Origin of the sequence: Coprococcus sp. RTP31081st1_H1_RTP31081_211007 (genome assembly GCF_040227275.1) — a bacterium.
GTDB classification, from domain to species: domain Bacteria; phylum Bacillota; class Clostridia; order Lachnospirales; family Lachnospiraceae; genus Coprococcus; species Coprococcus aceti.
The window spans coordinates 466,463-483,712 of sequence record NZ_JBEHVP010000002.1 but is presented as its reverse complement, the minus strand read 5'-3'; the positions used below and the strand labels follow the sequence as shown (position 1 = coordinate 483,712).

20 protein-coding genes and 2 pseudogenes are annotated in these 17,250 nt (G+C 46.9%); all 22 read left to right on the top strand.

Annotation, left to right across the window (positions count from 1 at the left end; all coding sequences use genetic code 11):
• Positions 1–23 precede the first annotated feature (23 nt).
• Complete coding sequence (locus tag ABUA31_RS06310) at positions 24–845, top strand: class I SAM-dependent methyltransferase (protein WP_349818956.1); 822 nt, start codon at positions 24–26, stop codon at positions 843–845.
• A gap of 84 nt (positions 846–929) precedes the next feature.
• Complete coding sequence (locus ABUA31_RS06305) at positions 930–1,355, top strand: Fur family transcriptional regulator (RefSeq protein WP_015534691.1); 426 nt, start codon at positions 930–932, stop codon at positions 1,353–1,355.
• A 95-nt stretch (positions 1,356–1,450) separates the two neighbouring features.
• Positions 1,451–1,744: a hypothetical protein gene (locus ABUA31_RS06300; protein WP_349818955.1), complete on the top strand. Its 294-nt coding sequence runs from the start codon at positions 1,451–1,453 to the stop codon at positions 1,742–1,744.
• Positions 1,745–1,918: 174 nt separating this feature from the next.
• Entirely contained in the window at positions 1,919–2,944 is a 1,026-nt protein-coding gene (locus ABUA31_RS06295; protein ID WP_015534693.1) for a metal ABC transporter substrate-binding protein, read from the top strand.
• Between the two features lie 43 nt (positions 2,945–2,987).
• Positions 2,988–3,713 carry a metal ABC transporter ATP-binding protein gene (locus tag ABUA31_RS06290; RefSeq protein ID WP_015534694.1) on the top strand — a complete coding sequence of 242 codons (726 nt, stop codon included), beginning with the start codon at positions 2,988–2,990 and terminating at the stop codon, positions 3,711–3,713.
• Positions 3,679–4,296 (top strand): annotated as a pseudogene (locus ABUA31_RS06285) (metal ABC transporter permease); the annotation flags it as partial. The gene ABUA31_RS06290 and the pseudogene ABUA31_RS06285, both read left to right, overlap by 35 nt.
• A 275-nt stretch (positions 4,297–4,571) precedes the next feature.
• Positions 4,572–5,057, top strand: coding sequence for an RNA polymerase sigma factor (locus tag ABUA31_RS06280; protein ID WP_008818014.1), 486 nt, complete (start codon positions 4,572–4,574; stop codon positions 5,055–5,057).
• Entirely contained in the window at positions 5,050–5,754 is a 705-nt protein-coding gene (locus ABUA31_RS06275) for a zf-HC2 domain-containing protein (protein WP_009259848.1), read from the top strand. The genes ABUA31_RS06280 and ABUA31_RS06275 overlap by 8 nt, the downstream gene beginning before the upstream one ends.
• 158 nt (positions 5,755–5,912) lie before the next feature.
• The gene (locus ABUA31_RS06270; RefSeq protein WP_023921375.1) at positions 5,913–6,371 is read left to right on the top strand and encodes an RNA polymerase sigma factor; all 459 of its coding nucleotides are present in this window, start codon (positions 5,913–5,915) and stop codon (positions 6,369–6,371) included.
• Positions 6,349–6,546, top strand: a complete 198-nt coding sequence (locus ABUA31_RS06265) for a helix-turn-helix domain-containing protein (RefSeq protein WP_004853580.1) — start codon at positions 6,349–6,351, stop codon at positions 6,544–6,546. Before ABUA31_RS06270 ends, ABUA31_RS06265 begins: the two co-directional genes overlap by 23 nt.
• Positions 6,547–6,603: 57 nt before the next feature.
• Positions 6,604–7,014, top strand: a complete 411-nt coding sequence (locus ABUA31_RS06260) for a hypothetical protein (protein ID WP_023921374.1) — start codon at positions 6,604–6,606, stop codon at positions 7,012–7,014.
• A gap of 440 nt (positions 7,015–7,454) precedes the next feature.
• The gene (locus ABUA31_RS06255) at positions 7,455–7,853 is read left to right on the top strand and encodes a plasmid mobilization protein (RefSeq protein WP_023921373.1); all 399 of its coding nucleotides are present in this window, start codon (positions 7,455–7,457) and stop codon (positions 7,851–7,853) included.
• Entirely contained in the window at positions 7,825–9,441 is a 1,617-nt protein-coding gene (locus ABUA31_RS06250; RefSeq protein ID WP_023921372.1) for a relaxase/mobilization nuclease domain-containing protein, read from the top strand. The genes ABUA31_RS06255 and ABUA31_RS06250 overlap by 29 nt, the downstream gene beginning before the upstream one ends.
• A 185-nt stretch (positions 9,442–9,626) precedes the next feature.
• Positions 9,627–9,821, top strand: coding sequence for a hypothetical protein (locus ABUA31_RS06245; protein ID WP_081717085.1), 195 nt, complete (start codon positions 9,627–9,629; stop codon positions 9,819–9,821).
• Positions 9,811–10,560, top strand: a complete 750-nt coding sequence (locus tag ABUA31_RS06240; RefSeq protein ID WP_023921371.1) for a phage replisome organizer N-terminal domain-containing protein — start codon at positions 9,811–9,813, stop codon at positions 10,558–10,560. Before ABUA31_RS06245 ends, ABUA31_RS06240 begins: the two co-directional genes overlap by 11 nt.
• Positions 10,557–11,414 carry an ATP-binding protein gene (locus ABUA31_RS06235; RefSeq protein ID WP_349818954.1) on the top strand — a complete coding sequence of 286 codons (858 nt, stop codon included), beginning with the start codon at positions 10,557–10,559 and terminating at the stop codon, positions 11,412–11,414. Before ABUA31_RS06240 ends, ABUA31_RS06235 begins: the two co-directional genes overlap by 4 nt.
• Positions 11,411–11,599: a transposon-encoded TnpW family protein gene (locus ABUA31_RS06230; RefSeq protein WP_002569233.1), complete on the top strand. Its 189-nt coding sequence runs from the start codon at positions 11,411–11,413 to the stop codon at positions 11,597–11,599. The genes ABUA31_RS06235 and ABUA31_RS06230 overlap by 4 nt, the downstream gene beginning before the upstream one ends.
• Before the next feature lie 111 nt (positions 11,600–11,710).
• Positions 11,711–13,321: a recombinase family protein gene (locus ABUA31_RS06225; RefSeq protein WP_023921369.1), complete on the top strand. Its 1,611-nt coding sequence runs from the start codon at positions 11,711–11,713 to the stop codon at positions 13,319–13,321.
• Between the two features lie 61 nt (positions 13,322–13,382).
• Positions 13,383–13,667: pseudogene (locus tag ABUA31_RS06220) on the top strand (metal ABC transporter permease); the annotation flags it as partial.
• A 10-nt stretch (positions 13,668–13,677) separates the two neighbouring features.
• Positions 13,678–14,469: a hypothetical protein gene (locus ABUA31_RS06215; protein ID WP_349818953.1), complete on the top strand. Its 792-nt coding sequence runs from the start codon at positions 13,678–13,680 to the stop codon at positions 14,467–14,469.
• Positions 14,470–14,768: 299 nt separating this feature from the next.
• Positions 14,769–15,380, top strand: a complete 612-nt coding sequence (locus tag ABUA31_RS06210) for an NUDIX hydrolase (RefSeq protein ID WP_055145352.1) — start codon at positions 14,769–14,771, stop codon at positions 15,378–15,380.
• Positions 15,381–15,464: 84 nt separating this feature from the next.
• Positions 15,465–17,201: a phospho-sugar mutase gene (locus ABUA31_RS06205; RefSeq protein ID WP_022216152.1), complete on the top strand. Its 1,737-nt coding sequence runs from the start codon at positions 15,465–15,467 to the stop codon at positions 17,199–17,201.
• Positions 17,202–17,250: the final 49 nt, after the last annotated feature.

Genomic DNA, 17,250 nt, shown 5'->3' with positions numbered 1-17,250 from the left:
AAAAAGCAGGAGGAAATGAGAAAATGGTTAGTACACAGAACAATACAGTAAGCAGATCAAAGGTAGACATAACCGGAGTCCCGGAGACGATGCTCCAGACACTCTATGCCAGGGCGAAAGAATCAAGAAAGCCGGATCATGTCATATACGATGGCAAGGCCATAGAGATAGTTGACAGCCTGGATTATGACTTTTCACTGGCGGACAAGGATCTGGCAATGGGAAGCGGAGTTATAGCGCGAACTATAGTTCTTGATAAGCTTGTATCAGAATACCTGAAAAAGCATAAGGGTGCTGTGGTTGTGAATATCGCCAGTGGTCTTGATACCCGTTGCTATAGAAATGAGGGTAAATATAAAGGTTGGTACAACATTGATCTCCCGGAGACCATGACTGTAAGGGCAAAGTTCCTGCAGGAGGACGGACCGGTGTACCAGATAGCGGAATCCGCCATGGACGGCAAATGGGCTGACATGGTAGAGTATGCCGGTGAACCTGTGCTGGTCATCATAGAGGGGCTTACGATGTATCTCACAGAAGCTGATGTGAAGAAAATATTCGACATAATAGACAGGAAATTTACTCATGCTACGGTGCTCGTAGAGACTATGGCTCCGTTCATGGCAAAGCATATCAAGGAGAAATCCATCCATGGAAGCTATGCCAGGTTTTCCTGGGGCGTGTCAAATGGAAAGAAGCTGGCGGAGATCATACCGAAATACAGATACATAGAACAGCACAGTCTTGTAGAAGGAATGGCTGAGTTCATACCGGTATATAAAGTCATTGGCAAAATACCATTTGTCAGCAATATATCAAACAAGATAGTAGTGATGGAAAAGTGATAAAAAAGTGTTGACATAAAGTTAAAAGCCCTTTATGATACAGTAAAATGCAAATGACTTGCAAATTCGAAAAAGAGGAATATTATGGCGAGGGAGTATAAAACGAGAATAAGTCAGGCTATAGAGGCATTTGCTGCAGAGAGGCAGGACAGAGGGTTTTGCGCGGCTGATGTAAGTGTGTATTTGGATGAGAATGGCATAGATGCGAATACAACAACTGTATATCGCAATCTTGACCGCATGGTTACCCAGGACAAATTGATAAAGTATCAGAGTGCTGATGGTGGTTCAAGTATGTATAGAATGGAAAAGGCTGATCATAGTTGTCACGAACACCTTCATATGCAGTGTGTTAAGTGCGGAAGAGTCATACATATTGACCGCGATACCATGAATCACATAGCTAAAGGAGTTCAGGAGAGGTATGGATTTATGATCGACTGTGACAGATCGTCGATATGTGGTATTTGCAAAGATTGTCAGAGACGTTGTGGAGTCGCTGTAGTCTAAACTAAACGTGATTGTTACAGATGGGATTGTATCGTTACGGTCACAACGAAAACTATATATCCCCAAATTCCTACAATGAAAAGGAGGTGTGCAGAATGAGTAAAAAGAGAATAATGTCATGGATTCTTATAGTGTTATTTGTATCGGGAGTACTTTTCTCTTACGGCTATATTGCGCGCAATGTGGAGCATGACTGTACGGGGCAGGAATGTCCTATATGTATGCATTTGCAGCAGGCTGCACAGTTCCTTTCAAATATAAAGACAATGTCAACTACGCCAGTGTTCCTGGCGTTCTTAAGTGTGTTCACACTTGGAGTTGTATTGGTGTATACCCACGAGTATTGTACCGATACGCTCGTTTCCCTGAAGGTGGAATTGCTGAATTGATTTAAAGTACGGATATTGACTGAGAATTGCGTCTGGAAATACATCTAAAGATAAGGGCGAATACTTATTATTGGTGTTTTTTGATCTAGAGGCAGTTTATTAAATTTACCCAATTATAGGCATCAAAATATGCCTGTCAATTTTATCAATCAATTCGGAGGTTTATTGATCATTATGAAAAATAGAATATTTGGCCTTGTTATGGCATCGGTACTTACTGTTTCAGCATTTTGTGGCTGCGGAGCATCAATGACGGCAGCAGATTCTGATCAGAAAGGGGGCAGTGTGCCTGAAAATACGGCAAATGCTGCGGCGTACAGCATTGTATGTACGACTTTTCCTCAGTATGACTGGATCCGCAATATTATAGGCGGTGATTCCGACAAGTTTCAGCTTACTATGCTGCTCGATCAGGGGATGGATCTTCACAGTTATCAGCCAACTGCAGAGGATATAGCAAAGATAGCTGACGCAGATATGTTTGTGTATGTTGGCGGTGAGTCTGATGGCTGGGTGGATAGTGCCCTGAAAGAAGCGACTAATAAGGATATGAAGGTTGTAAATATGCTTGACGCTTTGGGAACTGCAGTCAAAGAGGAAGAGGTTGTTCCAGGCATGCAGGCAGAGGAAGAAGAGGAAGAAGAGGAAGGAGAGGAAGGCCCGGAGTATGATGAACATGTATGGCTTTCACTCAAGAACGCAGTGGCGTTGACGAATGTGTTGGCGGATAATATCCAGGCGCTTGATCCAGATAATAAATCTGATTACATGGCGAATGCAGGTAAGTACGTTGATGAACTCAATGATCTTGATGGAAGGTACGAACTAACAGTTTCTAAGGGAAAACGTCAGGCAATTCTGTTTGGCGACAGATTCCCTTTCCGATATATGGCGGATGATTATGGGCTTACTTACTATGCTGCATTTGTGGGATGCAGTGCTGAGTCGGAGGCAGGTTTTGAGACAATAACATTCCTTGCGCAGAAGGTGGATGAGTTAAAGCTTCCGGTTATTCTGACGATAGAGGGTGCGGATCACAGTATAGCAGAGTCGATAAAGAAGACAACAGATTCGAAAAATCAGGAGATCCTGACGATGAATTCGATGCAGTCTGTGACTGCAAAGACTGTAGCTGATGGTGAGACGTATCTGAACGTGATGGAAGATAACTTGAACGTACTTTCTCAGGCATTGAATTAATTGCTGAACAATAAAACAAATTTAGATTTATAGGAGAAAACAAATGTCATATATAACGTGCAAAGACCTGGCAGTGGGATATGATGGACGTGCAGTTGCGTCAGGCCTTAATTTCAGTATAGACAAGGGAGACTATCTCTGTATAGTTGGAGAGAACGGAGCGGGAAAGAGTACCTTGGTAAAAACTCTGCTTGGCCTGTTGAAACCGGTTTCAGGAGAGATAAAGTTTGGCGATGGTTTGACATCGCGTGATATAGGCTATCTGCCGCAGCAGACACCTGTGCAGAAGGATTTCCCTGCGACTGTATGGGAGGTGGCTTTGTCGGGAACGCTGCCTAAGTGCGGAGCACGTCCTTTTTATGGCAGAAAGGAAAAGCAGCTTGCACAATCTCAACTTGAACGACTTGGAATATGGGATATACGCAGGAAATGTTACAGGCATTTGTCGGGAGGACAGCAGCAGCGCGTCCTTCTGGCGAGAGCCCTGTGTGCAACTGAGAATCTTCTTCTGCTTGATGAACCGGTAACTGGCCTTGATCCTGTCGCAACGGCACAGTTCTATCAGATGATACAGCAGTTAAATGAAAATGGTGTGGCAGTGATCATGATATCACATGATCTGAGGGCAATAGATTGCGCCAGACATGTGCTTCATATGAATCATGAGGGCTCGTTCTGGGGCAGCAGAGAGGAATATAAGAACAGCAGATATTGGAACATCATTTCGGTAGAATATGAGAAAGGTGGTGGACAGAGTGCAGCTTGTTGATAAGTTAATTTACTATATGCAGTATCCATTTGTTAAGTATGCTCTTGTGGTTGGTATTCTTATAGCATTGTGTTCGTCACTTTTCGGTGCAACATTGGTTTTGAAAAGATTTTCATTTATCGGCGATGGACTTTCGCATGTTGCATTTGGAGCAATGGCGGTAGGATCTGTCCTGAAACTGACAAACAACACGATAATAGTGATGCCGGTGACTGTGGCTGCTGCAATTCTCATACTTATGTCGGGACAAAATGCGAAGCTTAAGGGAGATGCCGCGATAGCCATGATGTCTGTCGGTGCTTTAGCCGTAGGTTATCTGATAATGAATGTATTTTCCACGTCAGCAAATGTATCGGGGGATGTGTGCTCTACGTTGTTTGGTTCAACCTCAATACTTACATTGACAATGGGAGAAGTGTGGCTGTGTATAGTTATGTCAATATGTGTAATAGCGTTTTTCTGTTTGTTCTACAACAGGATATTTGCAGTCACATTTGACGAGAGTTTTACCAGGGCAATCGGGAAAAATGCAGGGGCATATAATCTGGCGCTGGCGGTGATAATCGCTGTGATAATGCTCATGTACGGTAGAGAAGCACAAGACATGGATAGCCAGCCCTGCCACTATTCCGAAGTCAGGGGAACGCAATAGAAAAATTCATAGCTGTATGCTATACTTAATTAGCATTTGAACATATCAAGCTGACACAGCAATCTCTTTGCTTGCCGTTAATGTGCGTCTACCAACAGTCCGCAGAAAGCAAGAGTAGCGTAAAGGTATAAAAATTTCAAACTTCTTTGTAACGAAATTCCGATTTCTCCGTCTAACCTATGAAGCTGAAGGAGGTGATGACAAGTATGGACTATGAAAAGCTCTATAAAGCCTACTATTTACAGGTATACTCGTATACTATTTCTCTTGCCAAAAATCGTGAGATAGCAGAGGAAATCACGCAGAACACATTCTATAAGGCTGTTTCTACAACATCACAATTCAAAGGTAAGTCAGATGAATTGACATGGCTCTGCTCCATAGCAAAAAATCTTTACCATGATGAAATGCGAAGCCGTCAGCGAGTAGCTGATGTGAGTGAAATCAATGACTTGCCATCAAATGAAAATGTTGAGAACTCAGTTGCAGATTCTGACATGGCGTTCCGCATACACCTCGTTCTTCACCGTTTGGAAGAACCATACAAAGAAGTCTTTCAGCTTCGCGTATTCGGGGAACTATCTTTTTCACAAATCGCTGCAATTTTTGGAAAAACAGAATCATGGGCGAGAGTTACTTATCATCGTGCAAAGCTAAAAATTCAAGAAAGGATGGATGAAAAGCATGAGTAAACAATGCGATATTGTTCGAGATATTCTTCCGCTGTATGTTGACGGTGCTTGCAGCGAAGCAAGCGCAGAGATGGTAAAAGAGCATTTGAACGCCTGTGCTGATTGTAACGCAATTTATCAGAAATTGCTTTCTCACACGAGCGAAGATGTTCTTCACGAAGAAAGCGAAAGCGTTATTATGCGCCATGAGGCAAAAGAAAAGCAGAGGGGCAGGAAAAAGATAACGATTGCTGTTCTCGTTTCCATCGCTCTTTGTACCATTGCAATTTTTACAGCTCTCTTTCTGTTACCTATAAACATTGCTTATGAGCCTGTCAAAATCGACTTCCCATTTGAGGTTGAAGATGTCGAAAGCGTTGAAATGTACCACTATGACGGAGTGCCTGCATCAGCAGAAAAGAAAGTAGTTGTTGCTGAAAATGATATAAAGACCCTGTATGATAAGTTCAAGGACTTATCCTTAAAAGACAAAACAACTGAGGAAACTGCCGGAGCAGATGTGACCAGCTTTAGATTTAACCTCTCAGATGGAACAAGCTACGATTTGATTTACGCCTGCTATGGAGTTAAAAACGGCGAATTGAAGTCAGAAGCAGGCGGTTTTAAGTATTTCACAAGTGCGGATATTGGCTCTTATTGGAACAATTTGAATACGGACCTTGAAGCAATTCCTATCAATGAGAGTGAATTGCCGTGAGCAGATAGCAAACCCAGCCGAGCCTGTCAACGGTCAAGATGAACGGCGCAAATGCGCCGCCGTTGACAGCCCCGCCCGTCTTTGCTGTTCGGTAATCAAGAGGGCGACAGCACAAGATGCTGCCGCCCTCTGCCATTATTCAGAAAGGGGGATTTTCCATGACCGAACACGAAAAGTATCAAGAACATATCCGGCATACACACGATGCCTTTTGCAAGACTGTTATTCGCCACGCTGCCATAGACGCAGCCCGGAGCATACGGAGCCGCCGCAAGCGGGAAATCTCGCTTGAATATCTGATAGAAGAAAAACACTATCCATTCAGTACCACAGATAAATACTTTGCGGAGCAATCCGGCATGACCAGCTATCCGCTTTTCGTCTGTGGTCAGATGGTGCTTTTGGAAAGTCCAGAGCTTGCCGCAGCCCTGTCCGCACTATCACAGATGGAACAGGAAATCATTTTCTTGTACTACTTCCAACGATTGACGCATAGGGAGATTGGACGGAGATATGGACGGGCTGGCAACACAACCGGGCGGCGTATTCAGATGATTTTACGGCGGCTACGGGCAGAGTTGGAGGGCTTGTCCTATGAACCAGCTACTTCCCTATGAAACAATCGTTAAGGCAAGCGAGGGCGACCCGGAAGCTGTTGCCGCCGTCCTATCCCATTATGCCGGATATATCCGCTCTTGTGCGAAAATGGACGGACAGATCAACACAGATATGCAGGAACATATCGTCGGGCGGCTGATAGAAAGCCTGTTGAAGTTCCGCTTTGACCGCTAAGCAGAAAAGTTGTATAATTAGAGCCTGACAAATTAAACTTTAATGGGGGTGGAGCAAATGGAACAGATTATCAATTATAGAGACATACCCACAGATAAAAGGCTTGACATATTAAATGCTCTTGAGCGAATAGGTTTTTTTCCTGCATACGGCGGTGTGAAAACCATGCAACAAATTATGGAAAAGTCAGTTCCGGGTTCAGGTCCACAATTCTATTTCGTTTTCCGTGAAAATGAGTTGATAGGGTACAATTTTCTCATTGGTGACACTAAGAAATATAAAGCGTTCCCATGGCTTGCTATTAGCAATATGGATGAGCAGAAGTTGGCTGTTTGCGAAGAACTGATGAAAATACAAATTGCTTTTTTTGAAGAACTCGGAATGCAAAAGATAGCAGATCATTGCGTTAGGATTATGGAAGATTACAGAAAAGGGATTGGAAAGCGAAAAGAAAGCGATTGCAGATAAATTCCATTTGAAAAACGGCTGACAATTTAATACCGCCGCCCATCACAGCGGCATATAAGCAGTAAATCTTGAAAAAGGTTTGCTGCTTTTTTTGCGCCCATTTTCAAAAATCTTTGGCAAACCACACCGCCGGATTGTTGTAGGGAGCAGACAGGGAAAACAAAAAATTTTCCGTGCGTTTGCCAAAACGCCCCCTTTTCACCGTTGTAGTGGTGAACAGCGGGCAGAACACGCCGCCGCAATCGCTATATTGGTGGAGCAAGCCAGTATATCCGCAAACCAGAGCCGCCGAGGAAAGCGGTAGTTTTTTAGAGCAAGATTCTACCACGGTGCCAAAATCCGCATATCTGCGGTTTTGCCCCCTTTGGTAAATCTTGTTGGGGAGTGCCTTCCCCAAACCCTGCTCATGCGCCCTGTCGGGCGAGAAAGGAGGTCAACGCTTGAAGAAAAAATACAACACACCCCACCGCTGCCATGTGGTCAAAACCCGCATGACCGAGGAAGAATACGCCGACTTTACCGAGCGGCTGAAACACTATGACATGAGCCAATCCGAATTTATCCGGCAAGCCATTACACGGGCGACCATTCGCCCCATCGTTACCGTTTCCCCGGTCAATGATGAACTGCTGTCCGCTGTTGGAAAGTTGATAGCCGAATACGGAAAAATCGGCGGCAACCTTAATCAGATCGCCCGTGCCCTCAACGAATACGGAACGCCCTACAATACGCTGTCCGTTGAAGTGCGAGCCACCATTTCCGACCTTGCCGCCTTGAAGTTTGAAGTCTTGCGAAAGGTAGGTGACGCTGTTGGCAACATTCAAGCATATCAGCTCTAAAAATGCGGACTACGGTGCAGCCGAGCAGTACCTCACCTTTGAACATGACGAGTTTACCATGAAGCCCACCCTTGATGAAAACGGGCGGCTCATGCTCAGGGAGGACTATCGAATAGCCACGCTGAACTGCGGCGACGAGGATTTTGCCGTTGCCTGTATGCGCTCCAATCTCCGCTATGGGAAGAACCAGAAGCGGGAAGATGTAAAAAACCACCACTACATTATCAGCTTTGACCCACGGGATGCGGTGGACAACGGCTTGACCGTAGACCGGGCGCAAGCATTGGGCGAGGAATTTTGTGCCGAGCATTTCCCCGGACACCAAGCCATTGTCTGCACCCACCCGGACGGACACAACCACAGCGGCAATATCCATGTTCATATCGTTATCAATTCTCTGCGTATTGAGGAAGTACCCTTGCTGCCCTACATGGACAGACCGGCAGATACCCGTGCCGGGTGCAAACATCGCTGCACGGACGCTGCTATGGAATACTTCAAAGCCGAGGTCATGGAGATGTGCCACCGGGAAAATCTCTATCAAATCGACCTGCTCCATGGCAGTAAAAACCGCATTACCGAGCGTGAGTATTGGGCGCAGAAGAAAGGACAAGCCAAACTTGACAAGGAAAATGCCACCCTTGCAGCCGAGGGGCAGCCTGTAAAGCAGACCAAGTTTGAAACCGACAAGGCGAAGCTACGGCAGACCATACGGAACGCCATGAGCGAAGCTACTACCTTTGACGAGTTTTCCGCTTTACTTCTGCGGCAGGGTGTGATCGTCAAAGAGAGCCGAGGGCGGTTGTCCTACCTTACCCCGGACAGAACGAAACCCATTACTGCCCGAAAACTGGGAGATGATTTTGACCGTGCCGCCGTTCTTGCCCTTTTGGAGCAGAACGCCCACAGAGCCGCCGAAAAGACCGCACCCATACCCGAATACCATACCGCTGAAACAAACCGCACAGAGCGAGGAAAAACGCAGAAAATCGCCCCGGCAGGCAACATTCAGAGAATGGTTGACCGTGCGGCGAAGCGAGCCGAGGGAAAAGGTATCGGCTATGACCGTTGGGCGGCTGTCCATAATCTCAAACAGATGGCGGCTACCGTTGCCGCTATGGAGCAATACGGCTTTACCCCGGATGAACTGGACGCAGCCCTTGTGTCTGCCAATGCGGATTTACACAGCAGCACCGCCAAGCTGAAGCCCATTGAAACGGCTATCCGTGAGAAAAAGGACTTGCAGAAACAGGTGCTTGCCTATGCCAAGACAAGAGATGTGCGTGACGGATTGAAAAAGCAGAAAACCGATAAGGCACGCAAAGCCTACCGGGAAAAGCATGAAAGCGACTTTATCATAGCAGACGCAGCCGTAAGATATTTTCGGCAAAAAGGCATTACCAAGCTGCCCACCTATAAATCGTTGCAGGCTGAAATCGAGCAGCTTACCGCCGAGAAGAACGCCCTTTACAACGAGTACCGGGCAAATAAAGAGCGTGTCCGGGAATTGCAGACCATGAAAAGCAATCTTTCCCAAATGCACCACGGCGAGCCGAGCCGACAGAAAAAGCATGAACAGGAGCGTTAAAAACCGCCCCGAAATGATACCGAAACCAAACAAAAACAGGGATATGCCCTTACCCCTATCCGCAATACTCCCCGACCTCAAAACAGGGCGCACAGCGCAGGAAATCCCCGAAAATGACACCGAGAAACTACATTTTTACCGACCTATCCGCTTATACCAGCGGAAACGGCAGAAAGGAGCGAGAAATGCCACGCATGAGCAAAAAGCGGCGGTTGGAATGGAGCTTTTTCCTCAACTACCGAAACCGTATTACCTACAATGACCTTTGCCGGGGCTGCACACACGGCTGCAAGCAGAGCTTCCGGGCGATTATCGTCCTCTGCCCCCGGTATTTCTCTAAGAGATGGAAACACAGGGAGGACACCGCCAATGGCAGATAACCGCAAATATTACTACCTCAAGCTGAAAGAGAACTTTTTTGACAGCGACTCCATTGTGCTGCTGGAAGATATGAAAGACGGGATTTTATATTCCAATATCCTCTTGAAGCTGTACTTAAAATCGCTGAAAAACGGCGGGAAGTTGCAGCTTGACGAGTATATCCCCTACACAGCGCAGATGATAGCGACACTGACCCGCCACCAGATAGGGACGGTTGAGAGGGCTTTAGAGATTTTCCGGCAGTTGGGGCTTGTGGAGCAGCTTGACAGCGGGGCTTTCTATATGACCGACATTGAGCTGATGATAGGACAGTCCTCTACCGAAGCCGAGCGAAAACGGGCTGCAAGGCTGGAAAACAAGGCACTTTTACCGCCCCGGACAAAAGGCGGACATTTGTCCGACATTCGTCCACCAGAGATAGAGATAGAGTTAGAGAAAGAGATAGAGATAGAAAAAGAGAGAGAGGGAGAAACGGGACCCCCCACCCCCGCCGCTTATGGCAGATACAACAATGTGATACTGACCGATACAGAGCTTTCCGGGCTGAAAACAGAGCTGCCCGACAAGTGGGAGTATTATATTGACCGGCTTTCCTGCCATATCGCTTCCACCGGGAAGCAGTACCACAGCCATGTAGCCACCATTTACAAGTGGGCGCAGGAGGACACTGCCAAAGGCAAGGCTGCCCCGAAACAGGGCATACCCGATTACTCATGCAAGGAGGGCGAGAGCTTATGAAAAACGAGATTGAAGCTATGATTACGGACATTACAACCACTACCGCCGAAGCGGAGGACTACACAGGCGAGGACGGGCTTTTATACTGCGGCAAGTGCCATACGCCAAAAGAAGCCTACTTTCCAAAAGAAACCGCCCAATGGTTAGGGCATGACCGACACCCGGCAGAGTGCGACTGCCAGCGGGCAGCCCGTGAAAAACGGGAAGCCGCCGAAAGCAGACAGAAGCACCTTGAAACAGTGGAGGACTTGAAACGCCGGGGCTTTACCGACCCTGCTATGCGGAACTGGACATTTGAGCATGACAACGGCAGAAACCCGCAGACCGAAACCGCCCGCTTTTATGTGGAGAACTGGGAAACCATGCAGGCTGAAAATATCGGCTACCTGTTTTGGGGCGGCGTGGGGACGGGAAAAAGCTACCTTGCCGCCTGTATCGCCAACGCCCTTATGGAAAAAGAGGTTGCCGTTCGCATGACAAACTTTGCAACGATACTCAATGACCTTGCCGCCAGCTTTGAGGGCAGGAACGAATATATTTCCCGCCTTTGCAGCTACCCTCTGCTGATACTTGATGATTTCGGTATGGAGCGAGGGACAGAATACGGGCTGGAACAGGTTTACAGCGTGATTGACAGCCGTTACCGAAGCGGCAAGCCGCTGATCGCCACGACCAACCTCACGCTGGAGGAATTGCAGCATCCGCAGGACACGCCCCACGCCCGTATCTATGACAGGCTGACTTCCATGTGCGCCCCTGTCCGCTTCACGGGCAGCAACTTCCGAAAGGAAACCGCACAGGAAAAGCTGGAACGCTTAAAGCAACTGATGAAGCAGCGAAAGGAGAGCCTATGACAGAAACCAAACAGACAAGCACCACCAAAACAGACCGCCGCCCGGACTGTGTAACGGAAATCCGCATGGGCAACTCCGTCCTTACCGTTTCCGGCTTCTTCAAGCAGGGCGCAACCGACACCGCAGCCGACAAGATGATGAAAGTGCTGGAAGCGGAAGCTGCTACACAAAAAACAGCGATTTGACCGACCATAAAGAAGCAGATTTGACGCTTTTGCCGCTATACAGACAGCCGCCCCATGTGGTACAATCAAGGTACGGAATAGTGGGGCTGGCTGTCGGAAACGGAGGATTTTATGTTAAGACAGACCAACCAACAACCAATTACCGCCCTTTACCCAAGACTTTCCCATGAGGACGAGCTGCAAGGCGAGAGCAATTCCATTTCCAATCAGAAGCGTATCCTTGAAACCTATGCAAAGCAGAACGGCTTTTCCAATCTGCGCTGGTACACGGACGACGGTTATTCTGGTGCGAACTTTCAAAGACCCGGTTTTCAAGCCATGCTTGCGGACATTGAAGCCGGAAAAGTCGGGACAGTTATCGTAAAGGATATGTCGAGGTTAGGGCGAAACTACCTGCAAGTGGGAATGTACACGGAAATGATTTTCCCACAGAAAGGTGTCCGCTTTATCGCTATCAATGACGGAGTGGACAGCGCACAAGGCGACAATGACTTTGCCCCGCTGCGGAATATCTTTAACGAATGGCTGGTGAGAGATACGAGCAAGAAAATCAAAGCAGTAAAACGCTCAAAAGGCATGAGTGGCAAGCCCATCACAAGCAAGCCTGTGTATGGCTACCTCATGGACGAGGACGAAAATTTCATTATTGACGAGGAAGCTGCACCCGTAGTCAAGCAGATATACAACCTCTGCCTTGCCGGGAACGGTCCGACTAAGATAGCCCGTATGCTCACAGAGCAGCAAATCCTCACGCCGGGGACGCTGGAATACCGTAGGACGGGCAGCACCCGCCGCTACCACCCCGGCTATGAGTGCAAGTGGGCGACCAATACCGTTGTGCATATCCTTGAAAACCAGGAATACACAGGCTGTCTGGTAAATTTCAAGACAGAAAAACTTTCTTACAAAGTCAAGCACAGTGTAGAAAATCCCCCGGAAAAGCAAGTGATTTTCGAGAACCACCACGAGCCTATCATAGACACCCAGACATGGGAACGGGTGCAGGAACTTCGCAAGCAGCGCAAACGCCCCAACCGCTATGATGAAGTGGGCTTGTTCTCCGGCATACTGTTCTGTGCGGACTGCGGCAGTGTCATGTATCAGCAGCGATACCAGACGGACAAGCGCAAGCAGGACTGTTATATCTGCGGCAACTACAAGAAACGCACCCATGACTGTACGGCGCACTTTATCCGCACCGACCTCTTGACCGCTGGCGTACTCTCCAATCTGCGGAAAGTGACAAGCTATGCGGCAAAGCATGAAGCTCGGTTTATGAAGCTCTTGATTGAGCAGAACGAGGACGGGGGCAAGCGCAGGAACGCCGCCAAGAAAAAGGAGCTGGAAGCCACCGAGAAACGCATAGCCGAGTTATCCGCTATCTTCAAGCGGCTGTATGAGGACAGCGTGACCGGGCGCATATCAGACGAGCGTTTCACAGAGCTGTCGGCAGACTATGAAGCAGAACAACGGGAGCTGAAAGAAAGAGCCGCTGCTATCCAAGCGGAGCTTTCCAAAGCACAGGAAGCCACCGTGAACGCAGAAAAGTTTATGAATGTTGTCCGGCGGCATACCAGCTTTGAAGAACTTACCCCTACTCTGTTGCGGGAGTTTGTAGAGAAAATCGTTGTGCATGAGTGCAGCTATGACGAGAACAAGACCCGTAGGCAGGACATTGAGATTTATTATTCTTTTGTTGGCAAGGTGGACTTGCCCGAATAACCGCCCGCCCTATCCGATACCAGAGCTGAGTATCGGATAGGAAAGGCAAAATTTTTTACACTTCTATTACTTCTTTATCACACATAAGCAAATAGTGCTTGCAATGAATCTGGTGGGCTCCCTGCTCATCACGGCGCTTCTGGTATTCCCTGCACTTTCGGCAATGAGAGTTATGTATAGTTTCAGGTCGGTGGTATTATATTCGGCTGTATTGTCAGTTGTGGGAACTTTGACCGGCATGCTGGTATCTATATTATTTTCAACACCGGTAGGATCTACGATCGTTGCATGCGATATGGTTATATTTGCATTTAACAGTATAGCAGGGAAAGTGATGAGGAGATAAGAATATGTATATGAATAGAAATAGAAGAATGCATGGATGCAGACACAGATTTAAGCGATTGATTATGTCAATATTGGTGCTGAGTATGTTGCTGACTGTCACAGGCTGTGGTGGAGCATCTCAGACTGCGGGCAGTCGTTTGAACACACAGAATGCAGTGGATAAGGTGCTTAATCAGAAAACAGGCGATGGTGATGAGGAAAGTAAGTCGTCAGTGGGAGCCACAACAGAGACGACGATCACAACAGAGATGCAAACCACGACAGAGACAGAATCCGCATCTGTAACTGAGGCGACATCAGAACCAACATATGGGCAGGTCGTGAATGGAGACAGCTCAGTTATAGCGCAATACAAGTCTGAGGGTGTGGATGTGGACCTCACTCTTATGGGAAAAGATCTTATATATGCAACTGTATATCAGATGATGTCAAAACCTGAGGAATATGAGGGCAAGACGATAAGGATAGAAGGAAAGTATTATGCATCATATTATCCAATAACCGACAAATATTATAATTATTGTCTCATAGCCGACGCTTTGGCATGCTGCAGTCAGGGACTTGAATTTGAACTTGGTGGAGGTGCAGTATATCCAGGCGATTACCCGGCGGACCAGAGTGAGGTGATCGTTACGGGAGTATTTGAAACCTACACAGAGGAGGCTGGACAGACATTTTATTACTGCAGGTTGAGAGATGCAGAATATCAACTGGTATCGACAGAGAATCAGGAGGCACATAGTTGCATCAAAACCAGGAATCACATAGAAAAATATGGCAAAATGACGCAAATATACTAAAAAACATTAAAAATAGCTAAAAAATGATAAAATTACTTAAAAAAGAATTTGATATATTGTAAAAACTATGCTAATTTTGAATAAAGGTAAATATTCAGCCGTGCAGGATAAGAACAGCGGATTCGACATGCTTGCATGTAAGAATCAGGTGTTCTTATCCTGTGGTGACTCGAATAGAGTCACCGCCCCATACAATGAGCAAAATAGCTGCGCAGCAGCGAAAGAGCACGGGAACCGTGCGGTTTTGCGAATGTATGGTCGGCTGAATACATTAAAATACACAGAAGGGATGTGATGAAGTGAAAGAGAAATACAAAGGTGTACAAAAACTCACAGACAATCCGTTCCTCAACCTCTATCATATAGATGCGGTTGACACGGCTGGAAAAGACTTCAATTATTACTTTGCTTCAAGGAATAAAGAGAACGACATCAAGATAAAGACCCACGATATAAAACCGGAAGGAATAGTTATATACGGAGTTAAGCTGGAAGATGAGCCGAAGCTGGTGCTCATAAGGCAGTACAGATACCCACTCGATGCGTATATATATGAACTTCCTGCAGGACTGGTGGACGGAGATGAGACTCCGGCGCAGGCAGCAGTCAGGGAGATGAAGGAAGAGACAGGGCTTACCCTTGATGTATATGAGGGCGGAGAAAAACTCTACAGAAGGCCATTTTATATGGGCCCGGGATTTACGGATGAGATGAGCAGTGCTGTATTTGGAACAGTTACAGGAACACCAAATCTCGACAGCAAGGAGAGCACAGAGGATATACAGGTCATACTCGCAGACCGAGGTGAGGTCAGAAGAATCCTGTCAGAGGAACAGGTGTCGCTCAGAGGAGCATACCTCATGACACATTTTCTGGCTGAGGGAGATCCACTAGAATTCCTGAGAAAATAGGAAGCGCTGAGCAGTGATTGCTCAAACAGCAGAACGTTCATAAAAGGGCATGCTAAATGAGAAAAAAGAAGGAGAAGTAGAAAGATGAGTTACAGAGACACATATGATTTTTGGATGACAGATGATTATTTCGATGAGGACACCAAGAAGGAGCTTGCAGCCATAGCTGATGATGAGGCTGAGATCGAGGACAGATTCTATCGTGATCTTGTATTTGGAACTGGTGGACTCAGAGGTGTGATAGGCGCGGGAACCAACAGAATGAACTTCTACACCGTCCGCAAGGCTACACAGGGGCTTGCAAACTTCATTGTGAAGCAGAATGCGCAGGACAAGGGCGTGGCAATAGCATACGATTCAAGAAAGTATTCTCCAGAGTTTGCAGCAGAAGCAGCTCTCTGCCTGTGTGCAAATGGAATCAAGTCATATCTCTTTGAGTCACTCAGACCTACACCTGAGCTTTCATATGCAGTCAGAAAGCTTGGATGTACAGCAGGTATAGTTATAACAGCCAGCCATAATCCACCAGAGTACAACGGTTACAAGGTATACTGGGAGGATGGCGCGCAGATCACAGCTCCAAAGGACAGAGAGATCATCGCAGAGGTTAAGGCTGTAACAGATTTCCATACAGTAAAGACCATGGATAAGCAGGAGGCACTTGACAAGGGCCTTCTCACTATCATAGGTGCCGAGATAGATGACGCGTATATGGAGGAACTCAAGAAGCAGATCATTCATCCTGAGATCATCAAGGAGCAGTCAGAGAACATCAAGATCGTATACACACCGTTCCACGGAACCGGTCTTGTACCTGTAAAGAGAGTCCTGTCCGAGCTTGGTTTCAAAAACGTATACATTGTTCCTGAGCAGGAGCTTCCAGACCCTGAGTTCACAACGCTTGAGTATCCAAACCCAGAGGATCCAAAGGCATTTGAGCTTGCCCTCAAGCTGGCAAAGGAGAAGAATGCGGACATAGTTCTCGCTACAGATCCTGATGCAGACCGTCTTGGAATATACGCACTCGATACAAAGACAGGCAAGTATATGCCGTTTACAGGAAATATGTCAGGACTTATAATCGCTGAATACCAGTTCAGAGAGAGAACAAAATGCGGTCTCATGCCAAAGAATCCGGCCATGGTCAAGACTATTGTAACCACAAATATGGCTGATCCACTGGCTGCAGATTACAATGTCAACCTCATCGAGGTTCTAACAGGCTTCAAGTTCATCGGTGAGCAGATCAAGTTCTTCGAGCAGAATAATTCATACAATTTCGTAATGGGTATGGAGGAGAGCTACGGATGTCTCGTTGGAACATACGCAAGAGACAAGGATGCTCCGGTTGCAGTTATGTGTCTCTGCGAGGCTGCAGCATACTGCAAGAGCCAGGGAATCACTCTGTGGGATCACATGCTTGATCTCTATGAGAAGTACGGATATTACAAGGAAGGCCTCTACACAATAACGCTCAAGGGTGTTACAGGAGCAGAGAAGATCCGCAAGATCATGTCCTCACTCAGAGCTGAGTCACTTACTCAGATCGATACACTCAAGGTTCTCAAGGTTCGTGATTACGAGAAGAACACGATCACAGATCTTGCCACCGGAGAGGTCACAGAGTCAGGACTTCCACAGTCCAACGTTCTCTACTACGACCTTGAGGATGGCGCATGGGCATGTGTACGTCCATCAGGAACAGAGCCAAAGATTAAGCTGTACTACGGAATCAAGGGAACAAGCCTTGATGATGCAGATGCAAAGCTTGAAGCTCTCCAGACAGCACTTGTTGAGAAGCTCAACAAGCTGGCAGAGTAGCATAAGTATAATATATAGCAAATACAAAAAAGCGCCGTCTGGTCTGGTG

Coding starts and splice junctions, on each gene's coding strand:
- ABUA31_RS06245 (WP_081717085.1), top strand. CDS start 9,627: ATGCCACGCATGAGCAAAAAGCGGCGGTTGGAATGGAGCTTTTTCCTC.
- ABUA31_RS06305 (WP_015534691.1), top strand. CDS start 930: ATGGCGAGGGAGTATAAAACGAGAATAAGTCAGGCTATAGAGGCATTT.
- ABUA31_RS06310 (WP_349818956.1), top strand. CDS start 24: ATGGTTAGTACACAGAACAATACAGTAAGCAGATCAAAGGTAGACATA.
- ABUA31_RS06205 (WP_022216152.1), top strand. CDS start 15,465: ATGAGTTACAGAGACACATATGATTTTTGGATGACAGATGATTATTTC.
- ABUA31_RS06225 (WP_023921369.1), top strand. CDS start 11,711: ATGTTAAGACAGACCAACCAACAACCAATTACCGCCCTTTACCCAAGA.
- ABUA31_RS06260 (WP_023921374.1), top strand. CDS start 6,604: ATGGAACAGATTATCAATTATAGAGACATACCCACAGATAAAAGGCTT.
- ABUA31_RS06270 (WP_023921375.1), top strand. CDS start 5,913: ATGACCGAACACGAAAAGTATCAAGAACATATCCGGCATACACACGAT.
- ABUA31_RS06300 (WP_349818955.1), top strand. CDS start 1,451: ATGAGTAAAAAGAGAATAATGTCATGGATTCTTATAGTGTTATTTGTA.
- ABUA31_RS06265 (WP_004853580.1), top strand. CDS start 6,349: ATGAACCAGCTACTTCCCTATGAAACAATCGTTAAGGCAAGCGAGGGC.
- ABUA31_RS06295 (WP_015534693.1), top strand. CDS start 1,919: ATGAAAAATAGAATATTTGGCCTTGTTATGGCATCGGTACTTACTGTT.
- ABUA31_RS06240 (WP_023921371.1), top strand. CDS start 9,811: ATGGCAGATAACCGCAAATATTACTACCTCAAGCTGAAAGAGAACTTT.
- ABUA31_RS06230 (WP_002569233.1), top strand. CDS start 11,411: ATGACAGAAACCAAACAGACAAGCACCACCAAAACAGACCGCCGCCCG.
- ABUA31_RS06280 (WP_008818014.1), top strand. CDS start 4,572: ATGGACTATGAAAAGCTCTATAAAGCCTACTATTTACAGGTATACTCG.
- ABUA31_RS06290 (WP_015534694.1), top strand. CDS start 2,988: ATGTCATATATAACGTGCAAAGACCTGGCAGTGGGATATGATGGACGT.
- ABUA31_RS06235 (WP_349818954.1), top strand. CDS start 10,557: ATGAAAAACGAGATTGAAGCTATGATTACGGACATTACAACCACTACC.
- ABUA31_RS06215 (WP_349818953.1), top strand. CDS start 13,678: ATGAATAGAAATAGAAGAATGCATGGATGCAGACACAGATTTAAGCGA.
- ABUA31_RS06275 (WP_009259848.1), top strand. CDS start 5,050: ATGAGTAAACAATGCGATATTGTTCGAGATATTCTTCCGCTGTATGTT.